Origin of the sequence: Thiocapsa bogorovii (assembly GCF_021228795.1) — a bacterium.
GTDB lineage: Bacteria > Pseudomonadota > Gammaproteobacteria > Chromatiales > Chromatiaceae > Thiocapsa > Thiocapsa bogorovii.
This window is the reverse complement of the sequence record NZ_CP089309.1, coordinates 2,484,067-2,510,327: the sequence shown is the minus strand read 5'-3', so window position 1 is coordinate 2,510,327 and position 26,261 is coordinate 2,484,067. Positions and strand designations below refer to the sequence as shown.

At 63.2% G+C, this 26,261-nt stretch carries 24 protein-coding genes and 2 tRNA genes; 8 read left to right on the top strand and 18 right to left on the bottom strand.

Annotation, left to right across the window (positions count from 1 at the left end):
• Positions 1-7: 7 nt before the first annotated feature.
• The 5 genes from LT988_RS11400 to LT988_RS11380 all read left to right on the top strand — a co-directional run bounded on the left by LT988_RS11400 (position 8) and on the right by LT988_RS11380 (position 7,080).
• Entirely contained in the window at positions 8-1,489 is a 1,482-nt protein-coding gene (locus LT988_RS11400) for a RimK family protein (protein ID WP_232410249.1), read from the top strand.
• A 10-nt stretch (positions 1,490-1,499) separates the two neighbouring features.
• Positions 1,500-2,984, top strand: coding sequence for an RsmB/NOP family class I SAM-dependent RNA methyltransferase (locus tag LT988_RS11395; RefSeq protein ID WP_232410248.1), 1,485 nt, complete (start codon positions 1,500-1,502; stop codon positions 2,982-2,984).
• A gap of 113 nt (positions 2,985-3,097) precedes the next feature.
• Positions 3,098-3,841, top strand: coding sequence for a carboxypeptidase-like regulatory domain-containing protein (locus LT988_RS11390; protein ID WP_232410247.1), 744 nt, complete (start codon positions 3,098-3,100; stop codon positions 3,839-3,841).
• Positions 3,838-4,959 carry a UDP-3-O-(3-hydroxymyristoyl)glucosamine N-acyltransferase gene (gene lpxD / locus LT988_RS11385; RefSeq protein ID WP_232410246.1) on the top strand — a complete coding sequence of 374 codons (1,122 nt, stop codon included), beginning with the start codon at positions 3,838-3,840 and terminating at the stop codon, positions 4,957-4,959. The genes LT988_RS11390 and lpxD overlap by 4 nt, the downstream gene beginning before the upstream one ends.
• Positions 4,960-5,073: 114 nt before the next feature.
• Positions 5,074-7,080 carry a sodium-translocating pyrophosphatase gene (locus LT988_RS11380; RefSeq protein WP_232410245.1) on the top strand — a complete coding sequence of 669 codons (2,007 nt, stop codon included), beginning with the start codon at positions 5,074-5,076 and terminating at the stop codon, positions 7,078-7,080.
• Between the two features lie 53 nt (positions 7,081-7,133).
• On the opposite strand, the gene LT988_RS11375 is transcribed toward LT988_RS11380, so the two are convergent.
• From LT988_RS11375 to LT988_RS11360, 4 genes are read right to left on the bottom strand one after another with little or no spacing between them, the layout of a single operon-like run.
• Positions 7,134-8,279: an ABC transporter ATP-binding protein gene (locus LT988_RS11375; RefSeq protein ID WP_232410244.1), complete on the bottom strand. Its 1,146-nt coding sequence runs from the start codon at positions 8,277-8,279 to the stop codon at positions 7,134-7,136.
• 14 nt (positions 8,280-8,293) lie between these two features.
• A complete protein-coding gene (locus tag LT988_RS11370) occupies positions 8,294-9,127 on the bottom strand; it encodes a carbohydrate ABC transporter permease (protein WP_232410243.1) in 834 nt (277 codons plus the stop codon).
• The gene (locus LT988_RS11365; RefSeq protein WP_232410242.1) at positions 9,124-10,035 is read right to left on the bottom strand and encodes a carbohydrate ABC transporter permease; all 912 of its coding nucleotides are present in this window, start codon (positions 10,033-10,035) and stop codon (positions 9,124-9,126) included. Before LT988_RS11365 ends, LT988_RS11370 begins: the two co-directional genes overlap by 4 nt.
• Entirely contained in the window at positions 10,032-11,360 is a 1,329-nt protein-coding gene (locus LT988_RS11360; protein WP_232410241.1) for a sugar ABC transporter substrate-binding protein, read from the bottom strand. The genes LT988_RS11365 and LT988_RS11360 overlap by 4 nt, the downstream gene beginning before the upstream one ends.
• A gap of 1,148 nt (positions 11,361-12,508) precedes the next feature.
• Here LT988_RS11360 and LT988_RS11355 point away from each other — a divergent pair.
• Together LT988_RS11355 and LT988_RS11350 are read left to right on the top strand one after the other, a co-directional pair.
• On the top strand, positions 12,509-12,799 hold the full coding sequence (locus LT988_RS11355; protein WP_232410240.1) for a hypothetical protein: 291 nt from the start codon (positions 12,509-12,511) through the stop codon (positions 12,797-12,799).
• Between the two features lies 1 nt (position 12,800).
• Positions 12,801-13,148: a hypothetical protein gene (locus LT988_RS11350; protein ID WP_232410239.1), complete on the top strand. Its 348-nt coding sequence runs from the start codon at positions 12,801-12,803 to the stop codon at positions 13,146-13,148.
• 439 nt (positions 13,149-13,587) lie between these two features.
• Here the strand turns inward: LT988_RS11350 and LT988_RS11345 are convergent.
• The 3 genes from LT988_RS11345 to LT988_RS11335 all read right to left on the bottom strand — a co-directional run bounded on the left by LT988_RS11345 (position 13,588) and on the right by LT988_RS11335 (position 14,981).
• Positions 13,588-13,651: transfer RNA gene (locus tag LT988_RS11345), tRNA-Phe, on the bottom strand.
• Between the two features lie 153 nt (positions 13,652-13,804).
• Complete coding sequence (locus LT988_RS11340; RefSeq protein WP_232410238.1) at positions 13,805-14,191, bottom strand: hypothetical protein; 387 nt, start codon at positions 14,189-14,191, stop codon at positions 13,805-13,807.
• Positions 14,192-14,630: 439 nt separating this feature from the next.
• Positions 14,631-14,981 (bottom strand): hypothetical protein, encoded by a 351-nt coding sequence (locus LT988_RS11335; RefSeq protein WP_232410237.1) that lies wholly within the window; start codon positions 14,979-14,981, stop codon positions 14,631-14,633.
• A gap of 1,753 nt (positions 14,982-16,734) precedes the next feature.
• On the opposite strand from LT988_RS11335, the gene LT988_RS11330 reads away from it, so the two are divergent.
• Complete coding sequence (locus tag LT988_RS11330; protein ID WP_232410236.1) at positions 16,735-17,367, top strand: VPLPA-CTERM sorting domain-containing protein; 633 nt, start codon at positions 16,735-16,737, stop codon at positions 17,365-17,367.
• A 289-nt stretch (positions 17,368-17,656) separates the two neighbouring features.
• On the opposite strand, the gene LT988_RS11325 is transcribed toward LT988_RS11330, so the two are convergent.
• The 11 genes from LT988_RS11325 to LT988_RS11275 form a co-directional block, all read right to left on the bottom strand.
• Positions 17,657-17,902, bottom strand: a complete 246-nt coding sequence (locus LT988_RS11325; protein WP_232410235.1) for a hypothetical protein — start codon at positions 17,900-17,902, stop codon at positions 17,657-17,659.
• Positions 17,903-18,055: 153 nt separating this feature from the next.
• Positions 18,056-18,460: a DUF5681 domain-containing protein gene (locus tag LT988_RS11320; protein WP_232410234.1), complete on the bottom strand. Its 405-nt coding sequence runs from the start codon at positions 18,458-18,460 to the stop codon at positions 18,056-18,058.
• A gap of 430 nt (positions 18,461-18,890) precedes the next feature.
• On the bottom strand, positions 18,891-19,415 hold the full coding sequence (locus tag LT988_RS11315) for a hypothetical protein (protein ID WP_232410233.1): 525 nt from the start codon (positions 19,413-19,415) through the stop codon (positions 18,891-18,893).
• Positions 19,412-19,690, bottom strand: a complete 279-nt coding sequence (locus LT988_RS11310) for a hypothetical protein (RefSeq protein WP_232410232.1) — start codon at positions 19,688-19,690, stop codon at positions 19,412-19,414. The genes LT988_RS11315 and LT988_RS11310 overlap by 4 nt, the downstream gene beginning before the upstream one ends.
• Positions 19,687-20,100 (bottom strand): hypothetical protein, encoded by a 414-nt coding sequence (locus LT988_RS11305; protein ID WP_232410231.1) that lies wholly within the window; start codon positions 20,098-20,100, stop codon positions 19,687-19,689. The genes LT988_RS11310 and LT988_RS11305 overlap by 4 nt, the downstream gene beginning before the upstream one ends.
• A gap of 244 nt (positions 20,101-20,344) precedes the next feature.
• Complete coding sequence (locus LT988_RS11300) at positions 20,345-22,606, bottom strand: AAA family ATPase (RefSeq protein WP_232410230.1); 2,262 nt, start codon at positions 22,604-22,606, stop codon at positions 20,345-20,347.
• A gap of 190 nt (positions 22,607-22,796) precedes the next feature.
• Positions 22,797-23,480, bottom strand: a complete 684-nt coding sequence (locus LT988_RS11295) for a Rha family transcriptional regulator (protein ID WP_232410229.1) — start codon at positions 23,478-23,480, stop codon at positions 22,797-22,799.
• Between the two features lie 11 nt (positions 23,481-23,491).
• A complete protein-coding gene (locus LT988_RS11290; protein ID WP_232410228.1) occupies positions 23,492-23,758 on the bottom strand; it encodes a hypothetical protein in 267 nt (88 codons plus the stop codon).
• Positions 23,759-23,853: 95 nt separating this feature from the next.
• Positions 23,854-24,441 carry a hypothetical protein gene (locus tag LT988_RS11285; protein ID WP_232410227.1) on the bottom strand — a complete coding sequence of 196 codons (588 nt, stop codon included), beginning with the start codon at positions 24,439-24,441 and terminating at the stop codon, positions 23,854-23,856.
• A gap of 2 nt (positions 24,442-24,443) precedes the next feature.
• Positions 24,444-25,556 carry a tyrosine-type recombinase/integrase gene (locus LT988_RS11280; protein WP_232410226.1) on the bottom strand — a complete coding sequence of 371 codons (1,113 nt, stop codon included), beginning with the start codon at positions 25,554-25,556 and terminating at the stop codon, positions 24,444-24,446.
• Between the two features lie 469 nt (positions 25,557-26,025).
• Positions 26,026-26,101: transfer RNA gene (locus LT988_RS11275), tRNA-Phe, on the bottom strand.
• Positions 26,102-26,261: the final 160 nt, after the last annotated feature.

Genomic DNA, 26,261 nt, shown 5'->3' with positions numbered 1-26,261 from the left:
GATTTAAATGGCTGAGCACCTGTTGTTGGTCGAGCAGCAAGGCGACTGGAAGGCGGGTTTTCCGCGTCTGCCCGTGGTGACCGCGCGCGACTATCTCGCGGGCGGCGAGCTGGCGTCCAAGCGTGACCTGCGCGTGATCAATCTGTGCCGCAGTTACCGCTATCTCTCGGTCGGCTACTACTGCTCCCTGCTCGCCGAGGCGCGTGGCCACAAGGTCATTCCGAGCGTGCGGACCATCCAGGAGCTCTCCAGTCGCGAGCTCTACAGCCTGGCCACCGAGGAGCTTGACGGCCTGGTGCAGCGCCTGCTCGGTCGACGCAAGACCTCGGCGCTGGCGCCGACCGCCTATGAGCTGACCATCTGTTTCGGCCAGTGCGACGTCAAGGAGCTGCAACCGCTCGCGCGCGAGATCTTCGAGACCTTCCGCTGTCCGATCCTGCGCGTGGAGTTTCGCCGCCAAGGCACGTGGCGTATCGGGGCGATCAAGGCGCTGCCGCTGGCCGCCGTTACGGCCGAGGGGGAGGGGCCTCTGTTCGCGGCGTTGGAGGGCTACCTCTCGCAGCGTTGGCGCCAGCCGCGTGCACGCCTGTCCTACCGTTACGACCTCGCCGTGCTGCACGACCCGGCCGAGGAGCTGCCGCCCTCCGACGGCAAGGCACTGCAGCGCTTCGTGAAGGCCGGCAAGTCGCTTGGCGTCAACGTCGAGCTGATTCAGCGCAAGGACTACAGCCGGCTTGCCGAGTACGACGCACTCTTCATTCGCGAAACCACCCGCATCGGCCACCACACCTTCCGCTTCGCCAAAAAGGCCGACAGCGAGGGTATGGTCGTGATCGACGATCCGGACTCCATCCTGCGCTGTACCAACAAGGTCTATCTTGCCGAGCTGCTGGCGGCGCATCGCATCCCGCGGCCCAAGACCCTGGTGCTGCGCAAGGAGAATCTGACGGATGCCGAGCAGCAGATCGGCTATCCGGTCGTGCTCAAGATCCCGGAGGGCTCCTTCTCGCGCGGGGTCTTCCGGGCGGAGGATCGTGCCGGTTTGACGCGGATCGCCGGCAAGCTCTTCAAGGAATCCGATCTCATCCTGGCCCAGGAGTATCTCTACACGCCCTTCGACTGGCGTATCGGCATCCTGGGTCGCCAACCCTTCTATGCCTGCAAGTACCTGATGAGCCTAGATCATTGGCAGATCGTCAAGCATGAAAGCGACGGTCGTCACGAGCAGGGCGGGTTCGAGACCCTGCCGGTCGAGGCCGTCCCGCCCGCGGTGCTGAAGACGGCGCTGAAGGCGGCCGATTTGATCGGCGACGGGCTCTACGGGGTGGATCTCAAAGAGACACCGGCCGGGCCGGTCGTCATCGAGGTCAACGACAATCCCAGCCTGGATGCGGGGGTCGAAGACCAGGTGCTCGGCGATCAGCTCTATGCCCGCTTGATCGGCGAATTTGTCGCGCGACTCGACCGCCGGCGCTTCGGCAAACGCTGACAGGACTCCGATGACTCCTTCCGCTGAATCACGCCCGCAGGTCGCCCGTCTCTCGCGCTCGAAGGCGACCGCGCTGATCACTCCCGAACAGATCGCCGCCTCGCCCCTGGCTCGCTATCGCGCCTTGGTCGATGATTGGGACGCCTTCGCCGCGGCGCTCGCCCGGCCGTTGGCGCCCTGCATCTGGGCCAACCCGACACGGATTTCGCTTTCCGAGCTGGCTGACCTGCTGGCCGAGCAGGGCCTGGGCGCTCAGACCGTGGCGGGCCTTCCCGGTGCCTTGCGACTCCCCGAGGAAACCAAGGCCGGCCGTAACTGGTGGTACTGTGCGGGTCTGGCCCACGCACAGGAGGAGGTCTCGCAACTGCCGGCGATGCTGCTCGACCTGGCCCCCGGTCAACGCGTGCTGGATCTCTGCGCCGCACCCGGCGGCAAGACCGCACAGATCGCCTTCGCCTTGGGTAATCGCGGGACGCTCGTCGCCAACGACATCGCCCACGCCCGCATCAAGGCGCTCCAAGGCAACCTCGACCGGCTCGGCGTGGTCAACGTCACCACGACCTGCTGCGACGGCGCCAATTGGCCGAGCGCAAGCGGTCAGTTCGACCGCATCCTGGTCGATGCACCCTGCTCGAGTGAAGGCACGCTGCGGCGGTCACCCTCACTGTTGCCACGGCTCGATCCGGACAGTGCGGTTCGTCTGGGGCCACGCCAGCGGGCCTTGCTGCGCAAGGCGGTACAGCGCTGCCGACCGGGCGGGCGTATCCTCTATTCCACCTGCACTTTCGCACCGGAGGAGAACGAGCTGGTGGTGGCCGACATCCTCGCCGAGCATCCCGGTATGCTGCGTCTGCTGCCCGCATCGGTTCCGGGTTTCGTCGTAATGCCGGGTGTCACCCATTGGAATGGCCGCGAGCTTCCGTCCGAGCTGACCAATTGCCTGAGGATTTGGCCCCACCACCGGGACACCGGCGGCTTCTTCATGGCGATCCTGGAGAAGGATGGCGGATGTCTTGCCGAGCCAATGCCGGAGCCGGCGGATCTGGACGATACGGATGCCGCCGAATGGCTCGCTGGCCTCGACGACAAATACGGCTTGGGCGTCGATTATTGGACCCACTACCGCGCCAACCGCCAAACCCGCCGCGGGTTGCACCTGATGGCAGCTGATCACACGCCGCCCGCGGTCCCCGCAGCCGAATCGAGTGGATTGTTCTTCCACCGCACCAACGTGCGACCGCCCAAGCCCAGCACCGGGGGCTCTTTACTGTTCGGGCGCGATGTCACGCGCTTCGGTGTCTCGTTGAACACCGAGCAACGCGATCGTTACCTGCGGCGCGAGATCTTCGACCCAACACCCGAGCAGCGGGCCGCCACGCCGACGGGGCAGATCATCGTCAGTTATCGCGGCCATGTGTTGGGTGTGGGCGTGCTGCACCGCTCGGGGGTGATCGAGAGTTTGTTTCCGAGCCGATGGAGTGGTTGCGCGGCTTAAAACGCGTCCCGATGGTTTATGGGATGTTTTTGTGTCGGTTTCGCTTCTCGTTGGTCCGCTAAGGTTGGAGCCGACGCGTCTTAAGGTGATGAGGGTTTTTTTTGGGAGGTTTGATGATGATGACGCGACGGCTCGATGCTGGGTTTGCGGTCCCGATCATGGCGGCTTGGCTTGCTTCGGGGGCGGTTCTTGCGCAGGAGCCGGCCGGGCAGGAGGTGCAGGCCCCGGCCCCGGTCGCTCAGCCGACGGTCGAGTGGGCGATCGCGCCCGAAGGGTCGACTCTGCCGGGTGGGACCGTGCTCGAGGAGGGGATGGTGTTGCCTCCGGGGACCGTGCTTCCAGGCGGGGCGATTTTGCCGGGGGCGCCTGCCGTTGCGGATCCGGGCACGGCACCGGTCCCTGCAGTCGTCCCCCTTCCGGCTCCCGCGCAGGTGCCGGTACCAGTGCAGGAACCGGCGGAGGAAACGGCGCAGGAGCCGCTCGCGGCGCCGCCCAAGCCCCCCTCTGCCGATCGTCGGCTTCCCGGTCAGTCGAGCCTGGGGGTTCCGCACATCAGCGGCGGGATCGGCGCCTCCGAACGCGAGGCGATGGAGCAGGTCAAGTCGCAGTACAACCTGCGGCTCTTGTTCGCGGTCGCCGGCTCCGGGGCCTATTTATCCAATATTCGCGTTCAGATTCAGGACGCCGCCGGGCCGATCCTACTCACGACCGTCACTGTCGGCCCCTGGTTGTATGCCAATCTTGCGCCGGGGGACTATGCCTTGACCGTCGAGCATGCCGGACAGGCACAGACCCGCAACGTCACGCTTCCGGCGACCGGGGCCGTGTCCGAATCCTTCTACTGGGCGGCGCCATGACACTCTCCATTCAAGATCTCTACAGCCGGCTGCAGCTCGTACTCGCGGTCCCCGACGACGCCGAGATCTGCGGCGTCAATACTCTGGAGGAGGCCGGGTCGCAGGATCTGTGCTTCGCTGAAGACGCAAGCCAAGCCGACGCCGTGGCGAGCAGCGCGGCTGCGCTGGTGCTGGTCGGCGAGGGCTTCCCCGATGTCGTCGGCAAGCGGCTGCTGCGTGTCGGCGAGCCGCGCGATCTCTTCTTCGAGATCGCGGTTTGGTTTGCGCCGCTCGCGGCGAGCCAGGGCATTCATCCGAGCGCATCGATCCACCCCACGGTAGACCTCGGTGAAGGTGTGGAGATCGGTGCCGCCGTGGTCATCGATGCGGATGCCCGGATCGGCTCGGGTTCGCGCATCGGCGCCGGGTCCTATCTGGGCACAGGAGTCGATGTCGGGGCGAACTGCGTCATCGGGGTCAATGTCAGCATCCTGAGCGACTCGACACTAGGCGAGCGCTGTGTTCTGCATCCGGGTGTACGGATCGGCGGCGACGGGTTCGGGTTTCGCTGGGACGGGACGGCGCATCGCAAGATCCCGCAACTCGGGCGGGTCGTGATCGAGGATGACGTGGAGATCGGCTGCAATAGCTGTGTCGACCGCGCAACCCTCGGCACGACGCGAATCGGGCGGGGCACCAAGATCGACAATCTGGTCCAGGTCGCCCACAACGTCAGCATCGGTGCCCACAGCATTCTGGTCAGCCAATCCGGCGTCGCGGGCAGTTCGACGCTCGGGCAAGGCGTGGTGGTGGCCGGGCAGGTTGCGATCTCGGATCACGTGACGGTCGGCGACGGCGCACGTATCGGCGGCCAAGCCGGTGTCGTCAAGGATATTCCTGCCGGAGTGGCGGTCTTCGGGACCCCTGCTCGTCCGGTCAAACAGGCCCTGCGCGAAAGCGCTGCACTCACTCGCCTGCCCGCGTTGCTCAAGCAGGTCGAGCGTCAGCAGCAGACGATCGCTCGTGTGGAGCGCCAGTTGGCGGACCTGAACGGCGGCTCCTCAAATGCCGCATCCCGTACCCCCTCATCCCCGGGCGCTTTCTCCCCGGGTTTTGATTCCGGCCCCGAGACCGATTGAGATCAATGGTTTGTATGTGACAGCTCAATGGCGGTCGAATCGCTTTTCCAAGCGATATTTGCTATAAACCTTGCGGTTTTATCACCAAAACGACCGATGAACTGAGGAGATCCAATGTCTTTCAACGCGTTGATCCCGCTTCTGCTCGGCATTTTCGGGCTTTGGGCGGCCTACTACATTTTCAAGTTGGTTTTGGCCTATCCCGAAGGGGAAGACAAGATCAAAGCGATCGCCGACGAGATCCATCTCGGCGCCATGGTGTTCATGAAGCGCGAGATGATGCTGTTGGGCATCTTCAGCGTCGTGGTTCTCGTGCTGCTGACCTGGTTCTTGGGATGGAAGACGGGGCTGGCCTTCGTGATCGGTGCTGCTGCGTCTGCAAGTGCCGGCTTTCTCGGGATGTTTTCGGCGACCAAGGCTAACGTGCGCACGACCACGGCGGCACACACGCTCGGTGCGCCCGCGGCATTGACCGTGGCCTTCTACGGCGGTTCGGTCATGGGTCTTTTGGTCGCCTCGCTGGGTCTTATGGGTCTGGGTTTCCTCTATTTGCTCTTCGGCGGTAATCCCGAAGCATCGCATGCGATCCACGGCTTCGGTGTCGGAGCGTCATCGGTTGCGCTCTTCTATCGCGTCGGCGGCGGTATCTTCACCAAGAGCGCCGACGTGGGCGCCGACCTCGTCGGCAAAATCGAGGCTGGAATCCCCGAGGACGATCCGCGCAATCCGGGCGTTATTGCGGACAACGTCGGCGACAACGTCGGCGACGTCGCCGGCATGGGTTCGGACATCTTCGAGTCGTACTGCGGCGCCCAGATCGCGACCATCGCGATCGCCGCGACCATGTCGGCTACGACCCTGGCCGTGTTGGGCGCTCAGGCATCGCTGATGTTCTTGCCGCTGGCGCTGGCCTCGGCCGGTCTGCTCTGCTCCATCGCCGGCATCTTTCTCGTCAAGTCCGTGTCGGCCAACAAGCCGGCCACCGCGCTGCGCACGGGCACCATCGGGGCCACCCTGCTCTTCATCGCCGTCTCTTTCCTGGTCGTCTGGATGATCGATGTGTCCAACCACATCTGGTGGTCGGTGCTCGCCGGCGCAGTCGGCGGCATCATCATCGGTCTGGTGACCGAGTATTACACCTCGGCCGCGCCGGTGCGTCGCATCGCCAAGTCCGGCGAGACGGGCCCGGCAACGGTTATGATCTCGGGCTTGGCCGTGGGTATGCAGTCGGTCGTCATCCCGGTGCTGACCATTGCCTTGATCATCTATGTCTCCAGCCATATGGCCGGTCTCTACGGGGTCGGTATCGCAGCAGTGGGCATGCTGGCCACGGTGGGCATCACCATGGCGATCGACGCCTACGGTCCGGTCGCGGACAACGCCGGCGGGATCGCCGAGATGGGCGGTCTGGGTGCGGAGACCCGCAAGATCACCGACTCGCTCGACGAGCTGGGCAACACCACGGCGGCCATCGGTAAGGGTTTCGCGATCGGTGCCGCTGCACTGGCCGCCTTGACCATCATCGCGGCCTACATCGAGACCCTACATGTTTTGATTCCGGACTTCGCCCTGAGCATGGGCGATCCGGACGTCTTGATGGGTATGCTGATCGGCGGAGCGATTCCCTTCCTGATCGCCGCGATCACGATGACCGCGGTCGGCGATGCGGCTTTCGAGATGATCAACGAGATCCGTCGGCAGTTCCATGAGATCCCGGGTCTACTCGAAGGCACGGCCAAGCCGGATACGGCCCGCTGCGTCGACATCGCCACCACGGCGGCGATCAAGAAGATGATCCTGCCCGGCGTTATCGCCGTGAGCGCACCCGCGGTCGTCGGCTTCGGCATCGGTCCGGAGGCCTTGGGTGGCATGCTCGGCGGCGCCCTGCTCGCCGGCGTCCTGCTTGCCTTGATGATGGCCAATGCCGGCGGCGCCTGGGACAACGCCAAGAAGTTCGTGGAGAAGGGCAATCTCGGCGGCAAGGGTTCGACCGTGCATTCGGCTACCGTTGTCGGCGACACCGTCGGTGATCCCTTCAAGGACACCTCCGGCCCCTCGATGAACATCCTCATCAACGTCATGGCCATCGTGAGTCTGACGATCGCGCCGCTCTTGGGCTGATCGCTCCGCTTCGGAATCGCGTCGACAGGGGCTGAAAGGCCCCTTTTTCTTGATCAGTGAATCGCCTCTCCGTCGAGCGCGAAGAAATGAAGATCTCCGGGGTCAATCTGTAGATGAGCGGAGTCGCCTGGACGGCTTGGGTGGTGACCGCGCAGCGCTGCGATCAGTGCTGGCGGCTCGCCATGCGGCACTTGACGCGGCGCGTCGGCGGCGACCGTGGTCAGAGGTGAATCCAAGTGCAGAAGGGTCTCGTGTCCCAAGGACTCGGCGGTCCGCACGGTCGCGGCCAGTGCGCTCGTCGCGCCTGTCTCCGCCAAACCGATGGCCTCCGGGCGAATGCCGACCAACACCTCTTCGCCGGTCCGGTCGGCGAGGCCGGGCTGGTCGGCCAGCGCCTCCGCGGAAAGGGTCAGGCGAATATCGCCCAAGAGCACGCAGAGCCCGCAGTTGGATGAAACCAACGGCGCACGCACGAGGTTCATCCCCGGGGTGCCGATGAATCCGGCCACGAAGCTATTCGATGGTCGCCGATAGATCTCCCAAGGCGGCGCCACCTGCTGTAATCGCCCCCCTCGCATTACGGCGACCCGCTGCCCCAGGGTCATGGCCTCAACCTGGTCGTGAGTCACGTAGATTGTCGTGACCCCGAGCCGCGTCTGGAGTGCGGCGATCTCGGTGCGGATCTGCACCCTTAGCCGGGCGTCGAGGTTGGATAGTGGTTCATCCATCAGGAAGGCATCGGCCTCGCGTGCGATCGCTCGGCCCATGGCCACTCGTTGCCGTTGGCCGCCCGAGAGCGCCTTGGGTCGGCGATCGAGCAAGCCATCGAGGTCGAGCATCGCCGCGGTTTCGCGCACCCGGCGGTCGATCTCGGTGCGCGACAGACCTTTCATCTTCAGGGGAAACTCGAGGTTGCCGCGCACCGTCAGATGCGGATAGAGGGCATAATTCTGGAACACCATCGACAGGTTGCGTCGCTGCGGCAGTAGGTCGTTGACGACCCTCCCTCCAATGCGAATCTTGCCGCCGCTGATGTCCTCCAATCCCGCCAACATGCGCAGCACCGTGGATTTTCCGCAGCCCGACGGTCCCACGAGCACGAGCAGTTCCCCGTCTCCGACCTCCAGATCGAGTCCGTCGATGACGTGGGTGCCGTCTGGAAAGGTCTTGGTGACATGCTCGAAGCTGACCGAAGCCATGACTGTTCCCGGGATTACCCCTTGATGGCGGACGAGGCCACGCCGCGCACGAACCACCGCTGAAACATCAGGAAGACCGCCAGCACGGGCATCACCATCAGGGTTCCGAAGGCCAGGATATCCCCCCATTGCAGCGGCGGGAGGGTGTAGAAGCTCGCGATGGCGACCGGTAGGGGGCGCACCTCGGGCCCGATGGTCACCAGCAACGGCCACAGATAGGAGCCCCACCAGGTGAGGAAGCTCAGGATCGCCACGCTGGCGAAGGCCGGCTTCGAATTGGGGACGATGACGGCGAAGAAGATCCGCAGGGTCGAGGCCCCGTCGAGGCTGGCGGCCTCTTCCAGTTCCCGCGGCAGGCCGATGAAGAAGGAATAGAACAAATAGATCGAGAAGGCGTTGGCGATGAACGGCAGGATCTGCGCGATATAGGTGTCGCGCAGCCCAAGGATGGAGACGCCGTAGAAGAGCGGCACGGCGATCGCCTCGAAAGGCAGGATCATCAGGGCGATGACGAGATTGAACAGCAGGTCGCGTCCGCGCCATTGCAGCCGGGCGAAGGCGTAGGCGGCGAGCGCATTGACGAGCAACCCGGCGACGACGACAGTGCCGGTGATGAAGATGGAATTGAACAGGAAACGTAGGAAGTCCGTCCGCTCGAAGACGGCCCGATAGTTGTCCAGCGAGGCCCCGACGGGCACGAATGCGGAGAGAGTCCCGGCCTCGACCAAGACCCGTTCGTTCGGCTTCAGGCTGCCTGCCAGCATCATGGCCAGCGGGGCTAGGAACAAGAGCGCGAGGCCGATCAAGGCCAGGTAGAACCCCAGTCGTCCAAGGCGCGATGCGTTCATCCGATCTCGCGCTCCTGGCGTGCCAAGCGACGCTGCAGCCAGGTGACCGCCAGCACCAACAGGAAGAAGACCACGGTCATGGCGCTCGCCCGCGCCACCTGCTGTCGGGTGAAGACCGCCTGCACCGCCTCGTACATGACCGTCGTCGTGGCTCCGTTCGGCCCGCCCCGGGTCATGATCTGGACCTGGTCGAAGAGACGGAAGGCGAGGATGCTGGTCACCAGCACGACGAAGACGAGCGGGTTGCGCAACTGCGGCAAGGTGACGTGACGGAACTGGCTCCAGCGCCCGGCGCCGTCCAGGGCCGCAGCCTCGTAGAGCTCGTGAGGGATCTGTTGCAGACCGGCCAGCAGGATCACCATCTGAAAGCCAGCGCCCTGCCAGATGGACAGCAGCATCAGCGCCGGCATGGCGAGCATCGGGTCGCGCAGGAAATCCCGGGGCTCCCAGGCGCCGAGCGTCACCAGATCGAGGAAGCCGTTCATCATGCCGTCGGGACCGGGCGCGTAGATGAGGACCCAGACCACCGCCACCAGGGACATGGGGAAGACGACCGGCATGAAGAACAGGGTCCGGAACACAACGGTGCCCCGCAGCCCTCGATTCAGGAGCAGCGCAAGGCCTAGAGCCAGGGCGGTCTGGAGGGGCACAACCGTCAATGCGCACAAGAGGTTGTTACTCAAAGCCTGGAGAAAATCAGGGTCAGCAAAGATGCGTTGGAACTGCTTGAGCCCAACGAATTCCAGAGGCAGCGGCGAGCCGAGTCGCAGGTTGGTGAAGGCCAGCGCCAGTGCGATCAGAAAGGGCGCCAGGATGAACAGGAGAAGGCCCAGCATCGCGGGTCCGGCCAGCAGCAGGCCGGAGGCGGTCTGGTCATTGAATCGACGCCGCGATCTCGGTGCGCTCATCGGATGGTCTCCTCTCGGGCACGTCCGACCAGGGGATAACCTTGATTGTCTTCGATCTCCAAGTCGATCACCCGCGCGGCACGCTGGAGCGCTGCCTGCACCTCCCCGCCGCTGCGGATTCGGTCGAAGGCCTTTTGAAACTCCGCCGTGATCACCGGATAGGCCGGTGTCGGCGGGCGCGGGACGGCATAGCCGCCGTCCAGTTGTTCGACGAAGAGATCCAGCGGGCCGCCGGGGCGGTAGAGCGGCGAGCGTGCGATGGCCCGGCGGGTCGCGGGCACCGCGCCGTTGGCCGCGGTCATGGCAAGGATCTGATCCGGTTCCAGCAGGAAAGCAAGAAAGCGGGCCGCGCCATCCGGCTGTGTGCTGTCGGCGGTCACCGCCCAACACCAGGAGCCCTGGCCCGTTTTGGGTCCGTGCCCGAGGTCCGGCAAGGGCAGAAGCAGTAAATCCTCTCCCAAGCGCCCGCTGTATCGAGGGTAGTTCCAGTGGCCTCCGAGGGCCAATGCGACCCGCCGGGTCGCGAATGCCGCGTCGTCGATGTTGGGGTCGACACGGCCACGGAGGATCCAGGATTGGATGCGCCGCATCGCACCGATGCTGCTCGGGCCGTCGAGGACACCCTCGGCGCGTGCGACATCCGAGCGGTCGATCAGGCCACCCCCGGCCGACTGGATCAGCGGCGAAAAACCGTAGGTGTACCACTCCCCTGCATAGTTCAACTTGAGATCGAGTACCTGACCGTCCGCGTCGCGGGTCGCGAGGCGTTCCAGAATGTCTTCGAATTCGGCCGCATCCCAAGGTGTGTTCAGGTCGGGGATGCGGATATCCGCTTGCTCCAGCTGAACACGATCGGCGTAGAGGCCCAGCCCCGAATCGAAGGTGCCGAACGCCCAGAGCCGGTCATGGTAGCGCCCCTGCTCGATGATGGACGGCAGCAGATCGGCCCGAAGACCTTCGGGCAGCAGGCGATCCAGTGGTTGCAGACGACCCTGCCAGACATATGCGTAGAGGAAAGGGCCGTCGAGCTCAAGCAGATCCGGCAGCCCGCCGGCCACTGCCGCAGCCTGAACCTGGGCGTTGTAGCTTCCCTCGGGGATCAGCGTAAGCCGAACCTCAACGTCCGCCTCACGGGCGTTGAACTGTGCGACCTGATCGATCAGGACGCTGCGCTCGCTCTCCTGGCCGGCGTGCGCCCACACCTCCAGGATGCTGCCCGTCGTGTCCGAGTTGTCATTGTCGCAGGCCGTGAGGACGAGAAACACCGCGGCGAGAGGCGCGAGACGATCTCCGATTCGCAGATTGCGGGCGTTTCTTGCGATCACCGAGGTCCACTGAATCCCGAAGAGAACGCGAAGTCCGTATCCAAATCAGACTTGACTAAAACGCGTTGCGCGTCAACCTCAGGCTCCGTTAGGCCAATCGCATTCGACCCCCTGCCGTCGTAGCGATTCGAATCCGTACTGCTGCTCCGCGCACCTTGGGCCGCCGTTCGAACCAACTCATCTTCATGGGAAGTCTTCGGAGTAATCCGCGCTAACCCTGCCGGAATCGTCCATCGCTGTTCCGAGCGCCTGCGGTCTAGCCGGTCTTGGATCGGTTCAGCCGGCCCTAGCAGCAGTCCGCCAGGAGCGTACATCGACGCCTCCACCCAGGGACGGCAGTATTCGGCTAAACGCTCTCCCCTCTCGGCCGCAAGCGAGTGACTCTTCGATCCATTAGCGGAAAATCGTTCGCGGTCTAACGAGGTAACAAGTTGCGCCCCCGACCTGCCGCTCGGGGCCCAGCCCTGAGCGGACGTTCTCGGGCGCTTGTGCACTATCGCAGTCAACCCCCCCTCGAGCGGTTGTGTGAGATAACAAGCCGGTCTCACAGAGAGTCGCGCGAGATACGTCCCGAGGGCGCGCGGTGCGTTGCACAGATCCGTTGTGTGACCCTCATCTGGCCTTCCGACCGACAGGGCTCACTACGGGCCTTATTCTCCGAAGGCCCTTGAGCCCGCGCGTCAGCGGACGAGAAAGTAAGCCATGTTTCTAAAGCGCATACGTTTGTCCGTCCACCTTGCCGTCGGTGGCCTAATTGTCGCCGGCAGTCTCGTTGCTTTGCCAGCGCAGGCCAGCGACGTCAGGTGCGAGTGGGACAGCGGCCGCAGCGATGTCGAGGGCGGCTCTTAACACCGCAACTAGCAAAGCGAGGTCTATGGATCCAGCTGGCAGGCGTAAAAAAGAAGCCGAAGGAATCGTCTTCGAGCCAACACGGAAAGGAATGGAGTCGAGGCTGCGGCGACGCGAAAAACGGCTCTTAAGACCGCGACAAGTACAGCGAGGAATATGAACAGGGCTGGCAGGAATGCAAGAGGGGTAACTGATCGGCGGGCCGGGATCAGTGCCTGGCCGCTCCCCCAAAGCCAGTTCACGGCAATGACCGGCATCAGGAATCCTGATTTCATGCCATCTGATCCCCGAGGGCGAACATGAAATCCTCTGAGAGCGTCATCGACAGTTGTCGCTGCGAAACCATCACGCCGCCGCCAACGCGCAAGGAAGTTCGGTTCAGGCAGTTGGCGCGCTGGGCCGTCAAGCAAACCATCTGGACGCCGGTGACCGCCTTCATGGGCTGGATCGGCCTGCGCATTCAGACGATCCAGGTGCTGCTGATCGACCGAGCTGCCGACCATGGTCTAGGCCGCGTGCTGATGCTTTGGACCCGCGAGATCGATCCCCTCCAGCGTTTGAAGATGGTGCCCGCAGGGGTTGCGTCATAGCGTGTTTCCGGGGCTCGGCTACGGACCGGATGCCAGCGTCGACGCGCTCCGCGAGTTAAAGGAAGAGGCTGTGCCCGAACCGCCCGGCTTGGAAAATTTCCAGCTCGTTGCCCGATACAGGGAGGGACGCTGGCGTCAGTTCGATTGCTCGGTTTTCGTTGTTGAATGCTCGATGGATGAGGTGACGTTGTCCGGAGAGTTCTCAGAGGGCGTGCCCTGCTGGGGCAGTTTCCCGTTCGTTCGCGAAAGGCTGAGCCGTTCAAAAACTCAGTTGAGCAGTACCCGAATGCTGCTTGAGTTACTGAAGGATCCGGAACCCAATCTACTCGGCGCCGACCTTGCATTCTGAACCACTATCGATTCAGTAACGCACCAAGCCGATCGCTTCCTTCGGACAGGTTGCATCTGTTGTCGCCCGCGCTATTTCACCGGGCACTCTCGGGTTCATACGCGCCGACCTTGCCACACCATTCCACGGCCGCAAATCCTCCGAACGGTTCCGCGGACCTCGCTGGGTTCAATGCTTCGCGGATACCCGCAATCGGCCAAGAGCCGACGCCCGGCGTAGCCAATCAGAGCGCCGCGTGGGTGGCCTGGGGGAGGCGAGCCCGTATTGGCCGGTGTGCCAGTACCGCGAAGTGGATATGGTGCCGCATGGCCCGCCGTGCTCCCAAGTAGGATAGTCGCAATAGCCGATGCGGCGTGCGGGGGGACCTTGGGGACGGAAGGGCGTAGAAAGGACCCGCGAACGGATTCTGCCGGGCGAATTCGCTAACGTTTTGCTTTAATGGTGCCCAGGGGCGGAATCGAACCACCGACACGAGGATTTTCAGTCTGATCCGCCCCTGATCGTAACGGGCTGATTATTCTTTATTTTCCTTTCCTTTCAGTAGCCTACCCGAGCAGTCAATTAGCGTGCCGATTCGCGGTTTATTGCCGATTCTTGCGGCGGGATGTGCCGCCAGTGTGCCACGGCTCAAGCCCCGCCGCGCTGCATGCAATTGGTTAGATGTTGTACAGCCAGACATATGTCACTGCGAAGACACCAAGATACACGATGGAGCTTGCTGTGTAGTAGGCGGTTGTCTTGGCCGCCGATCCAGCCATGAACCGAACGGTATTGGCATCGTCACCGGCCAGTTGAAGCATTGCTTCCGCCATTTTTCCTTGTTTTCTTCCGACAACAAACAGCCACGCGCCGGCCAGTAAGAGCTGCCACATGAAGAAAGGATGCATTTCAAGCGCAAATAGAGCCCAAGCAACTAGCGCAGCGTAGCCAACCAGCAGCGGGAGCGATGCCCAGAAATACTTATGGTAGGTCGTAAGGCGAAAAATCTGCAGGGCGCCGAAATTGCTGACCACCAAGAAAATAATGAATCCGATAAGTTCCATTCGTCCCCCAAATACAAACCGCCACGGTGAGCCGCCGTGGAACGACGCACCTCATTCAGAGCCAACTGACTTTTGGTGTTAGCGATGCAGAGACTATCAATCCGTACACTGCGCGATTATCGCTAGTTCCGATTGTAGTTCGCGGATCTGCGCGAGGCAGTTGATCGCGCGTGACCTGCGTAGATGCCGAAGACCCCGTCTCCTTGGCGCCTGAGGCGCTGTCCGTATTTGAGTGCTGCTACCTGGCTCGCCCGCACGGTGGCGGCGCTCTTGCTCGCGTTCCGCTGGCGCGATAAACCAGAAATGAACCAAGGTCGCTCGCTCGGGGCCTGTCTCGACCCGGTTCCCCGCATCGCCCATGAAAAACCCGCCACGCGGGCGGGTCGGTCGAACTCGAGTGCAGTGCAATCGCTGCCCGGAGGAGCCGGGCGGTTGGGTGTCACCGACGCGACAGCGCAAGATCCCCCTCGGCCTGCACCTTGGCCGCGCGTGCCTGATCCCTTTCGGCGACCGCGGTGTCCAGGCGCTTGCAGAGATCCGTCTCGCGCGTCTCCTTCGCCTTCAGCCTGCGCTTGAGGCCGTCGTTCTCGACCGCGAGCCGATCGTTCTCCTTGTTCAACCGAGCGACATCCTCCAAGGCATCCGCCAGCCGCTTGCGCAGCTCCGCGGCTTCGCCTGCGTCGGTTGCCGGGGCCCGGGCCTTGATGCGTTCCATGTACAGCCGCTGCCGCTCTGCGCCGGTCATGGCGGACCCTGTTGCGGGCCGGCCTCGCTTCTTGGCTTCGGGCATGGTGTCTTTCCTGTCACTGACGGTAATTAAGAGTATTCGTCACTGACGGAAAAATGCAAGGGCGAGGCGCGCCCCGCCCTTGGGGCAATCCCGAGCGGCCGCGGCTTCGTGCGGGTCCTGACCGTACGGCGAGGATCTCGGCAGTTGTTCAGCATGATCGTTTCTGCCTTGTCGGTTACCCTGGATCATTGCACCCTCCGCTTTCGTGGGCCGCGTGCCCGTGTCGGTTACGCTAGATTGCGAATTCATCGCTCGCCGGTTTTCAGCCACGACAAGGAGGAATACTCATGTCCGCGGAACACCTCAACGCCAAGTGACCGGGCGTCACCCTCACCGAGCGCGCCTTGGCTCAAGAGGACTTCATCGACCTCTGTCGGATGCTCATGGGAGCGGACCGCGATCGATGCGCACTGCGGAGCAGCCTCGATATCGCCGGGTCGGCATCACGAGATCCTCACGCGGCGGCTGGTGCTGAACTTAGAAGCTGTCCATCGGCGCGTGATGGAACGGGCTTTGGCCGTCTGGCGTCGCTTGGCCGCATCGGATGGGCTGCGGGCCGAAGCGAAACCTTGGTGCTGTCGGTCACTTTATTCCACGGGAATTTCTCAGAGTAATCCGCGCTGACCCTACCGGATTCGTCCACCGCTTTTGCGGCTGCCTGCGGTCCAGCTAGTCTTGGATTGGGTCAGTTCAGGCGACCCTAACGGCAGCGGCACACTGCAGACGCTCATCTGCCGGTGGTGAGCGTCGGCTTGACGCGCATTGCGGTCACCCACAACCCTGAGCGTTGGCAAGCCCTTACGACCCACTGCAGACAGAGTACCAGACAAACGAACGACCGCTGCGACCAGGCCAGCAGACCTTGCGACTCTCGTCATCCCTCTAGGCGCGGAATCAGCAAAGAACCGGCGCCGCAGATCGGTCGCCGATAGCGATTCGTTGAAAGCTCCCCAGATTTCCAAACGCCGGCGCCCATTAAACTCAGCCCCTGCTGTCAGGAATTTTTACAGTCCATCGGGCTGATCGACATCAGCGGCGCGTCTTGACCCTTATGTAAGAATCTCCAAAAGGTCATTTATGTAATGCTCAAGATCCCTTGAATCTTCGGCGCCAAGCGCGCGCAGAGAGCGAGACAGGGTAAGGCCAAAAGTACGTCTCGGCCACCGAATGCGGGACATCATCGCGCCGATCTCCAGCATTGGGGGCGCCTCCTGTCAGGACGCCGCCGTGAGCAGCGACAAACGTCTTTGGGCGTCGACTGCAGACACCCGGACCCATGCCACTCTTACTCAGACCGCGAAAGTCCCGCGACGATGCATCTGTACGTCGAAGCCGAGCAGCCGATGGCGCAGCCGGCCCCGGCGAACCTCCCCGAACCACACGCAGCGTTCCAGCGTTAACGGGCACCTGACGGTCTGCTTGGTTTCCTGAAGACGCTTTGATTCTAACTGCCGTTCTGGGGCGGCCCGGAAACCATTCAACGGCGGCCAGCTGGCCTTCCACCGCATCCGCTTGCCGAGCCGCGATCTGTGCATAACGACCCGAAGCGGATCCTCGCTCCGATCGGTCGGGCCCTATGCGCATATTTCCATTGTCGAACGATTTTACATCCCGATAAAAAAGATCGGAAATTTAGCCAGCTAACGCATTGTTTGGACAAGCGCATTAAAGTGTCGGTATGAAACTTGCTGCGATGAGAGTTGCTCCCGCGAAGTAGCAAACGAAAGAATACTCGCTCTCTAGGAGACTAAGAATGATGAACAAGCAGCAAACAAGAACCATTTGCGCTGGTCTAGCATTCATTACACTGACATTCGGCGTCGCCATGGACTCCCAAGCCGAGTTTGTTTCGTTAGACCGCTTGAGCTCCGGTGATAACGGAATCACGCTTGATACGTCCACCGACCTTGAATGGTTGGATCTGAATCTAACAACATCTTTGAGCGTGACTGGTGCAGAAGCGATTCATAGTCATGAGCGTTGGCGTGCCGCCACCTTCACGGAAGTCAAAACATTGATCGGCAAATTTTTCGATCTCGATCCGACTGCTAGCAACGTTCGCGAAACATCCGGTATTGACCAAGCCGAAGCCAATGAGTTTGTTTCATTGTTTGGCGCAACTTTTGAGGGAGCCATTTCCTGGGGCAGATTCCAAAATTCCGATAACTTCGCTGGCCATGCCATTATTCGCAATGACAGCAACCTGAGCTACTTGCTGAGCCCTGATAACTATCAAGCGTTTAATCTATACGAACCACATTCGTTCTCGGGCGTGTTTCTTGTCAGGGAGCACTTATCGGCGGTGCCGCTCCCCGCCGCCGCGTGGCTCTTCGCCTCGGCACTCGGTATCTTCGGATACCTCGGGAGAAGAAGGGCTCCTGCCTGAAATATAGAGCCTGCTTCGGCAGGATTTTCATGCTTGACGAATGGCCGTTACTGGCCGCTACGCGTCCATACCGGTCGCCCCGGACGAGGCGCCGAAAGGCAGATCCGGACCCTACTCGCCCAGGGCATCTCGGCCCGTGCCTCAGGGCGGAAAGATCGGCGGAAATCCGGTGAGCGAATCTTAGAAATCCGTGACGAGATAATATTGGAAACAACAGACGCGGCGCCGAATCGCCGCTGGCGCGGCGGTGACGGAAGCCAAGAAATCGTCGACGGAGAAGGCGCAGTCGTCAGTTCTCGGCGCGCGCGATCGGAAGGGTGCCGGTCCTAGTCACGGGCGTTGAGTCATTGAACCGCACACGAATCACCGTCCCGCCCTCGGGGATGACGAGTTGCGGATGCGAGCCGCACTGACTACCAAGGTCGTCAAGTGCGACGGTTTGGCCGCAAGCCTCGCAGGAGCGGAGCACGATCACCGCCTGGGGGGCGACACGATTTTCCAGCGCTTCCACCCGGCGTGTTAGGGCGATAGACATTTGCGGGCTCCTGATGGGTCTGGCTTTGGACCGATGGATCGCTGCGGCAGGCCGGCGAGGATTTCACGGAGCCTCGTAATGGTGAGCTTGCAGCCGAACAAGTCGACGGTCTGTTCCGGGTCTCCGAGTGCTTTTTCCAAGGTCTCGACACGCCTAATCAGTCGGCTTGGCATTGGTTGCAGCCTCCAGCGCTTCGATTCGGTGGATCAATTCATCGGTTTCGACAATACGGGCCAGACTACCGATCCCGCCCAAAATGCGGGCGCCTTGCTCAGGGGTCAGTTTGCCCTCTCCGACAGCCGCGAGGACCGAGTGACCGGCTTCGGACAGGCCGCCGGCCAGCGGGAGCGTGACGGCGCGATCCAGCGGCTTCAAGGCGGGCAGGGCGCGATCAAGAAGGATCTTGGCCGCGGCCGTGTCACCTGCCTGGGCTTGTGTGATTACGCCGTCCAAGATCCCCGGCAGGTTGTCGCGGATCTTTTGGCGAAGGGCCGCTTCAGTGTCGGTGCGGCGCGGTCGGCCACGCGGGTTACCGGATTTGCCTTTCTGAAATTGCATGGTTTTTCCCTGTTGATTCAGGATTCGATCAGAGGACGCGCGCTGCGCGCCATGGAGAGCGAAGCGAAGGCGCGTAGTCCCGGGTAGGCGTGGGCGCGAGCGTGTTGCCGCAGTGGCGAAGGGGCGGAAGTCCCGACGCCGCGGAGGCAACATGCAGAGCGCATCCCACACGCCGTCAAGCCATTTGAGGGCGCAGTCGTGCCCGGCGGACCAGCGGGGAGTCGGGCACGGCCGCGACCGCAGGGCGAACCCGGGCCCAAAAAGGTCGTCGCCAAGGACCGAGTCTTCGCGGCAGCAGGATGCCCCCGCGAGGTATCACGAGGGACACGCGACTCTCCGGCTCGTGGGCCGGCTCTGTCCTTGAAGTGGTCATTGTCTTGCCTCGTTGCTCGGTGAACGCATGGTTAGCGCCTTATGGTGTGATTCGGTTTTACCGGTCCGAGCGGAGAATCCACGCGATCCACCTCAGGGTGTCCAATACTTCGCCGTCGGTCAGGTCGGGAGCCAGCCGCACACCGACGCGCCCGCCGTCGAGTGCAGTCAGCTCCGCGAGCCGGTGAATCGCGCCTTGGTCCACCAGGGTGGCGCGTAGACGCATCGCCGGGTGAAGGGATAGCGTCGGAAGCTCGGGCATCGGCGGGGCCTCTACGGGGCGCTCCGGGGCATCCGCGGGGCGCTCCTTCCCCGCTGCGGGCCTCGCCTCGAAGGATCCGCATCGGCGCCAATGCGCCACGCCCGACGTGCGTTTGCCCGCGACCGAGCAGAAGCCGAGCTTCATCGCCTTGCTGTGCGCGCATTCGATGCAGCGCACGGGCGGCGGGCCCGGGGGCCAATCGACCGGGGGCTCGGGATCGCGGTAGCGGGCCGGAGGATGCGTCAGGTAGCCGCTCGCGCGGCGGGCCTGATAACCGGGGTCGGTGTAGGTCTCGTCGGTCATGAAGTCGGGTCCACTCATGGTTTCGCCTCCCGGATCTTTGCGCGACGGGCGTAGACATCGATCTGCCGTTCGGTCTGCTCTTGGCGCGCGGTCCACCATTGACGGAAGACCGAGACGGCCTCGTCCCACGGCAGGGCCGCGACCTCGGCGAACGTGTCGCCGTCGCTTCCCCACGAGCACCAAAGCTCGTTTTCTGCGATGTAGACGTGTCGCGGGCATCCGTGCTCGTCGCGGGGAATCGGCGCGGGCGCGCGATCGACCAGGGCGAGGAGGGGCCTTTGCTTGGTGGTCATGACGCGGCCTCGCTGTCCATCTCGCGCGAATCGAAGCTCGGCGGGATCTCGGAATCCCTGGGCTTGCTCGCATACCGCCAACGCTTCAGCGGGCCGTCGCAGAATCGCGCGACCCGAACCCAAGCGGCGCTGCGCTTTGCCCCGGCTTGCAGGAGGTTGTCCAGGGCCTCGCCGAACCCGTGCCAGTAACCCCGACGGTAGGCGCCCTCGACGCGACGTCCGACGAATGACGGCGGCTCGGGGGCCTTGAGCAAGTCACCGACCAAGACGAACGAAATCCTCCGCGCCTCTTCCTTCGCCTGATTGCGCGCTTCGTATTCCAGCCGGGGGCGCCACTGTTCGAACAGGTCGGCGGCGCGGGCCTGCTCGGCTGGGATCAGGTCAACGGGGTTGTGGTCGGTCTTGGTCATGGTCTCTCGGTGGTGGTGTAGATGAATAACCCACAAAAAAGGAGGGTTGCGCGCATTCGGCGCTCTCGGGCGCCTCGGTGGAGGGTTTCGGGGCTCGGAATACCCGACCAAAAAGAAAGGTTGCGCGCATTCAAATATCCCCCGTACCCCCTATGAATGCGCGCAGGGCGGCGGTGCCCCTGCACGCATTGCGCATATATCGAAATCAGCGCGAATGCGCGCAATGTGCGCAAAGGCTCGGTTTTCATGCCGCCAGATCCTCGGGCGGGGCCTCGCTTCGGGGCGCGGACGGCTCCGATTGGTGGACGATGACCCATCGCTCGGTGAGCTTGCGCGAGGCGGTTTCCTGCATCTCGCGGCGGATGCGTCCTGCTCGCGATAGACGTACCAGACACTCCTTGAAGCGGCGCTTGCCGTCGCCGGTGCCGAAACAGGCGGTGAACTCCGGGTAGCCTTCCAGGGTTCGCCATGCCGTACTTGATCCCTGCGTCGCTGTCGGGATCGCGTCGCCGTTGGCGATGGCAATCCCGATGCACTTGAGCAGGGCCGCGTCCTCCGCTTGGTGGATGATTCCCTTCCCCGCAATATCTCCGCGCGAGGAGGAATCAGGCACGGGGACGCCTTCGTCCCACCGGAGGCGGATCGGATCGGAATGCTTGGCGGCGTGATTGAGCTTCTCGTGGTGGATTTCCCCGTCCGCCAGGGCGAGGCGGGAACGCGCCGAGTTGTGCCAGGCTGTAGAGCCCGAGTAACTGTTGCCCTTGGCGCCGAACTTCGCGGATGCCTTGTCGATATGCGCCAGCAGCAGCACGGCCCCGCGGTGCGGCTTGACGGCCCGTGTCAGCCATTTGACGAACCAGCGCACCTGACGGCGATTGTTTTCTTCTGCGTCGAAGGCGTCGGATGCGTTGTCGATGACCAGCAGATCGGGCCGCTCGCTCGCGACGATCTCCAGCACGCGCGCCCCCTCATGCGACGGTGCCACGGATTTGACTCCACCGTCGCTGCGCTCGAAGACCAGCGCATCGGCGTCGGTGCCGTCCAGTACGATCAAGTTTTCTTCGATTCGCGCCGGGTCGAGCCCGTAGACGGATGCGATGCGTGCGAGGCGGTACAGAACAACCTCCTCGTCGTCTTCCAACGAGACGAACGCAACGCGCCCATGCGTGACCTCCAACGGGCCCCACGGGCGCCCGACAGCCACATGGGCCGCCATCGCCAGGCCGACGTAAGACTTACCCTCTCCGCCATGCCCGCCGAACAGCGTCAGGACGCGACGCGGGACATAGGGGTTGATGATGTACTCGGGCTCGCTGAGTCGTGCCGACGCGAAGCCCGACAGCGCCACGCGCCGAAGCTTGCTCTCGGGCGGCTTCACGACATAGGAGACACTGCCGTTGCCTTGCTCGCCGGCCTGTGCGGCTTCTTGTGCGACGGCCATCCGTGCCGCAGCGACGGTGTACTTGCGCGTCCAATCCATCGCGCTCGTCAGGTTGCCCCCGCGGTTCTCCAGCGCCTTCTCGCTGATCCCGTTCGCCGGATCGCAAAGCACACACGCAATCGTGTCGTCATCCATGCCGGCCTTGACCAGATCCTTCGCCACGGCGAACAGCGCCTTACTGCGGTCGTTGCCGTAGCTGCTCGCCTCTCCGGTGCGAATCACATGCAGCGCGTGACGGGGCAGACCGACCGAGTTGATATCGATCCGTGCAAAGTCGATCGGCGGCGCTTCCGATGCGGCAGGCTGCACCTTGGTGGGAAAGTAGCGCCGTCCCAAGTCGGTCAGGTCGCGCTTCTCGATGCAGAACGGCGAATCTTCGATATGGTCGCCGGTGATGGTGACGAACCGCTTCTGCTCGTAGAGCTCGATCCCGCGCGGATTGTCGGTGCCGGTGTGTCCACCGAAGGTGCCCGCGAAGATGATCCTGATACCGGACAGGCCAGGGGACACCTCGGTGTAGCTGTCGGCTTCGGCCATGATCTCGCGGGCCATGTCCGACAGCTCGCCCGTGTGCGGATCGCGGCAGTGGTCCAAGTCGATCGCGCTGAATCCGCATCCCGGCCAAAGCATGACGCCGATCCCGTGCAGCTTGTTCGTATGCGCGTAGTGGCTGGCTTGCTCGAAGGTGCCCGCAAACGCGGGGTTGTTGCTCCACTTATCCGTGCGTCCGGTGACGGGCGAGACGGGCGCCTTGTCGGGCTTGGGCTTGCCGGGTTTCTGGATCAGCTTCCAGGCGACCCATACGGGGAGCGCGCGCAGCTCTTGGGGAATTTCATCCTCGTCGGCAATGTGCGGGGTGTAGGGCGCGCGCTCGGGCTCGCTCGACACCTCGGCCTCGCCGTCGAACCGATGCCCGCATGCCGCGCAATCCGGCCACTCGGCCGATGCACCGCAACTCGGGCAGGTGCGCGTGAGGATGTCCGTATCGGGCGCCCAATCATCGAAGGACGTTTCGTCATCCGCGACCTCGGGCGGGAATCGGTTCATGTCGATTGCGGCGCTCATGCTCCGCCTCCGAATGCCGGTGCGATGCCGAAACACCACGCGGTGAGCGCAATTCCAGCGAGGCAAACGACGACGACGGCGCGACAGATGCCGACCTCGATGCTACGATTAAGCCGCTGTTCTGGTTGGTGTCTCGCGGCTCGCCCGGTCTCTCCCCCGGTCGGGCCGCACCTGTTTTCGGGGGTCTGATTCATCGCTGCGCCTCCGCGGCCATGATCCGGGTGCGCTGGCGCATGGCGTAGTCGAGCAACCGCTTCTTGCGCTCCGGGTAGTCGATGCCGGCCAGCAGAAAAGCCGCGTTGCGCTCCCGCACCAGCCGCAGCAACTCGGCTTGATCGTTCGATAGGGTTGCTTCGTCGATCGCCTTGAACTCGCCGGTCACAACCCAGTTGACGAGCTTGTTCTCGCACTGGAAGTGACGGGCGTCGGTTTCCTTCCCGGCTTCCTCTCGCATCTCGATCAGGGCACCCATCATCGGGTGGTGAGCGGCGCGCTTCGCGGCGATGAGGTCTCTACGCGGCGGGTTGGCGTAATTGTCCCGGTACCAGAGGTAGGCACGGACCAGCTTGCGTTGGCCTTCGCGCGCCATCCTGCCGCCGATGAAAGGCATCACGACAAGAGCTTGCTCTTCCGTCAGCCAGAAAACCGGGATCGCCTTTCCGCGGGCGTTGGTCTCTTCTGACTGCGCAAGTTTGCGCAGTGAGATTTCAGCGGACAGCTCCTTGCGGATCGCTCGGAGAACGTCGCGGTGATTGCGCTCGAACAGTTCGGCAACCTTCAAGCTCGAAACCATCGGTCGATTGCGACGAATCTCGATGATGTCGGCCGCGGTTGGTCGGGGGGCGAGGCGGATCGTTGGGGATGGCTGATTCATGGCCGATCCTCCTACGCAGCAGCCTGCACGCCATTGGATTGATCGAGCCACGCGAAATAGCGGTCCACGTCGATGTAGACGCGGCGCCCGCGACGCAGGATCGCGCCGGACTCGGCGAGCCCGTTGTGTTTCTCATTGAAGATTTGCCAGCGGATACCGGCTTCGCTGAATGCGGGGTTGGCTTCGGCGAATTGACGAACGGTCTGTAGATTGCGGGTTGCCATAACATGCCTCTTGGTTGCTTCAAGCGGCTCGTGTTGCCGCTTGTTGCTGAGCATGTTCGGCGCGAATTGGGGGTGCGTCTGCCCCGCTTATGCGTGAACCCCCGCATATGCGGGGGTCGGATAATGCATACCCTGGGGTCTGTCGGCGGTCAGGTGGGCTTGATGCCGAGGATGAGGTCTTCGCGCCCCGCTTCCCTGCATGCGGTCTTCACGGCATTCCTTATCTGCGCAGGACTGCACTCCTTGAATTCCTCGCGCTCTCGGAGCTTGGCGGCGATCTGAGCATGGTTCATCTGTCCGCGCACAATCATGGGCAACGCCTCGCGCTCGATCTCGGTTTTCGCTGAATTGAGCTTCGCCCACCGCTTGTCGGCCCGCGCCCGCGCGACCTCGCTGGAATCAATCCGTCCAGGCGCTCCGCTTGGCTCGGGCTCACTCAAGCGGATGCGCTCGATTTCCTCGTCATTGATCGCGTATTGCAGCTCTTGGCCGATATCCAGGAACTGACTGTCGGCCCATCGCTTCACTTCGCTCGGGGGGCATGGTAGGGCGAGCTGTGATTCCTGCTGAATGACGCGCCAATCGGCTCGCTCGATTGCGGTCATCTCATCCCATGTTTCATCGTCGGGGTGGGCGAGCCTTACCATGTCTTCCGAGACTTCGTATTCAGAAAGCCCCGGCTCGCATTGCCCATCCATCAAGGACAGGAACTGAACCCAGTCAATCATGAGAGGCATCGTCAGCCCTCCCCGAAGATCGCGCGGTTCATCCGCTCGACCACGCCGGCTGTATGGGCATCCGACAGGTGGCTGTAACGCTTCACCATGGCGAGGGTCTTGTGTCCCAAGACTTCCGCGATCTCAGCGAGACTCGCGCCGTTCATGGCGAGGTAGCTCGCCGCGGAGTGCCGTAGGTCGTGCCAATGGAAGTCCTCGATACCCGCACGCTTCAGGGCCGTCTGAAACGGGGTTCGCAGGTCAACCGGGGCGATGGTCCCGTCCTCGCGCTTCCCCCGAGCGGGGAAGACAAGATCCGTGTCCGTGCCTTGAACCTTGGCGCGAGCCTTCAGCAGGTCGAGCGCGTGCCCACTGAGGGGCAGGACGCGGCGCTCGCCGTTCTTGGTCTCGTGCAGGATCGCCACGCGGCGCGTCAGGTCGATCTGCGGCCACCGCAGCCCCATGATCTCCTGTTGGCGTGCGCCGGTACTGAGCGCCAGCACAACGGCAGGGTAAAGGTCGGGGCTCGCGCTGTTGCGGCAGGCTTCCAGGAGTGCGGCGCGCTCGTCTTCCGACAGGAACCGCACGCGCCCGCGCGGCTCCTTGGCCTTCGTGACCTTCGCCAGCGGGTTGCTGTCGACCCATCCGCATTCCTTCACGCCGATCGTGAATGCGTGAGACAGAACGGCCATGTAGCGGTTGACGGTCGCGTTGCTGCGATACCGGGTGGGTCCGGCCTTGCTCGGGTCTTTCGCGGTACTCGGGATGGGTTCACGCCTGAGGATGTCCCGGTACTCCGCAACCAGGCTAGGCGTGATCGCGTCCAGGGTGTAGCTCCCGAGCTTGTGCCGCCACCATGCGATCTGTGCCGTCTGCGGTCCCTGAGTGCCGGGGCTCTTGGTCGGCAGAACGTCGCGCTCGTAGCGGTCGAGTAGGTCGTCCAGGGTGTGGCGCTTGGCTTCCACCGTCTTGAAATGCCGCCCTTCGCGGATCGCCGTTTCGGTCTGTGCCGCCCAACGCTTGGCGTCGGTCTTGCGCTCGAACGTCGCGGTCTGTGCCGGGTGCCCCTTCAGGCGCACCATGACGCGGTAGGTGGTCGAGCCGTCTTTACCCGTGCGGGCCTGGATAGTCGCCATGGGTCAGCCCTCCGAGCCGTGCCGGGGGGATGGGGTAAACTGGTATGCAGCCATTGCCGAACCTCTTGCCAGGTTGGTGGTGGTCAGGGCCTCGGGGCGGGTGGTGCCGTCTCGGGGCCTGCTTGTCTCAACGGACAGCTAAAGGATACAACAAACGGCGAAAAAGGACAGCACAGGATACAGAATCCTCTGCTCTATCGCTTCAATGCACTGAATCTAATGGGCGTTGTCGGTGCGCCATGGCGCGATGGCACACTTGAGGCACAGCAGGACGCCACGACGAATCATCCGGGCGCGTTCAAGGCGCCGGATTTCGGGTTTGGGGATGGGCTGCGGGAAGACTGGCGGGGAGTGTGCCGGGGCACAATCGCCGGGAGTTTTGTTGTCCTCGGTTGGCTTCGAGTGTGCCGGGAGTGTGCCGCGGGGCAAAATGTCGGGGTTGGGAGTCGGCTTAACGCCTTGTTTTTGTTGGTGCCCAGGGGCGGAATCGAACCACCGACACGAGGATTTTCAGTCCTCTGCTCTACCAACTGAGCTACCTGGGCCTTGAGGTCTGCTCCCGTTGCGGGTAGCGGAGCCGCATATTAAAGCCGTAAGCAATGGGTTCGTCAAGGCACATGATCGGGCGATCAAACAAGCTCGGATCCAAAGTCGAGTCCGCTACGCCGTGCGGCGCGTCCGCAAGTTCCGCGTCTCGCGCGGCTG

Bases quoted from the DNA above. Each gene is read 5' to 3' on its own strand.
- LT988_RS11370 (WP_232410243.1), bottom strand. From the start codon at position 9,127: ATGAACGCATCGCGCCTTGGACGACTGGGGTTCTACCTGGCCTTGATC.
- LT988_RS11325 (WP_232410235.1), bottom strand. From the start codon at position 17,902: ATGTCTATCGCCCTAACACGCCGGGTGGAAGCGCTGGAAAATCGTGTC.
- LT988_RS11290 (WP_232410228.1), bottom strand. From the start codon at position 23,758: ATGCTCAGCAACAAGCGGCAACACGAGCCGCTTGAAGCAACCAAGAGG.
- LT988_RS11365 (WP_232410242.1), bottom strand. From the start codon at position 10,035: ATGAGCGCACCGAGATCGCGGCGTCGATTCAATGACCAGACCGCCTCC.
- lpxD (WP_232410246.1), top strand. From the start codon at position 3,838: ATGACACTCTCCATTCAAGATCTCTACAGCCGGCTGCAGCTCGTACTC.
- LT988_RS11305 (WP_232410231.1), bottom strand. From the start codon at position 20,100: ATGACCAAGACCGACCACAACCCCGTTGACCTGATCCCAGCCGAGCAG.
- LT988_RS11285 (WP_232410227.1), bottom strand. From the start codon at position 24,441: ATGCCTCTCATGATTGACTGGGTTCAGTTCCTGTCCTTGATGGATGGG.
- LT988_RS11335 (WP_232410237.1), bottom strand. From the start codon at position 14,981: ATGCCCGAAGCCAAGAAGCGAGGCCGGCCCGCAACAGGGTCCGCCATG.
- LT988_RS11295 (WP_232410229.1), bottom strand. From the start codon at position 23,480: ATGAATCAGCCATCCCCAACGATCCGCCTCGCCCCCCGACCAACCGCG.
- LT988_RS11310 (WP_232410232.1), bottom strand. From the start codon at position 19,690: ATGACCACCAAGCAAAGGCCCCTCCTCGCCCTGGTCGATCGCGCGCCC.
- LT988_RS11280 (WP_232410226.1), bottom strand. From the start codon at position 25,556: ATGGCGACTATCCAGGCCCGCACGGGTAAAGACGGCTCGACCACCTAC.
- LT988_RS11340 (WP_232410238.1), bottom strand. From the start codon at position 14,191: ATGGAACTTATCGGATTCATTATTTTCTTGGTGGTCAGCAATTTCGGC.
- LT988_RS11380 (WP_232410245.1), top strand. From the start codon at position 5,074: ATGTCTTTCAACGCGTTGATCCCGCTTCTGCTCGGCATTTTCGGGCTT.
- LT988_RS11355 (WP_232410240.1), top strand. From the start codon at position 12,509: ATGAAATCCTCTGAGAGCGTCATCGACAGTTGTCGCTGCGAAACCATC.
- LT988_RS11395 (WP_232410248.1), top strand. From the start codon at position 1,500: ATGACTCCTTCCGCTGAATCACGCCCGCAGGTCGCCCGTCTCTCGCGC.
- LT988_RS11330 (WP_232410236.1), top strand. From the start codon at position 16,735: ATGATGAACAAGCAGCAAACAAGAACCATTTGCGCTGGTCTAGCATTC.
- LT988_RS11315 (WP_232410233.1), bottom strand. From the start codon at position 19,415: ATGAGTGGACCCGACTTCATGACCGACGAGACCTACACCGACCCCGGT.
- LT988_RS11375 (WP_232410244.1), bottom strand. From the start codon at position 8,279: ATGGCTTCGGTCAGCTTCGAGCATGTCACCAAGACCTTTCCAGACGGC.
- LT988_RS11390 (WP_232410247.1), top strand. From the start codon at position 3,098: ATGATGATGACGCGACGGCTCGATGCTGGGTTTGCGGTCCCGATCATG.
- LT988_RS11400 (WP_232410249.1), top strand. From the start codon at position 8: ATGGCTGAGCACCTGTTGTTGGTCGAGCAGCAAGGCGACTGGAAGGCG.
- LT988_RS11320 (WP_232410234.1), bottom strand. From the start codon at position 18,460: ATGCAATTTCAGAAAGGCAAATCCGGTAACCCGCGTGGCCGACCGCGC.
- LT988_RS11300 (WP_232410230.1), bottom strand. From the start codon at position 22,606: ATGAGCGCCGCAATCGACATGAACCGATTCCCGCCCGAGGTCGCGGAT.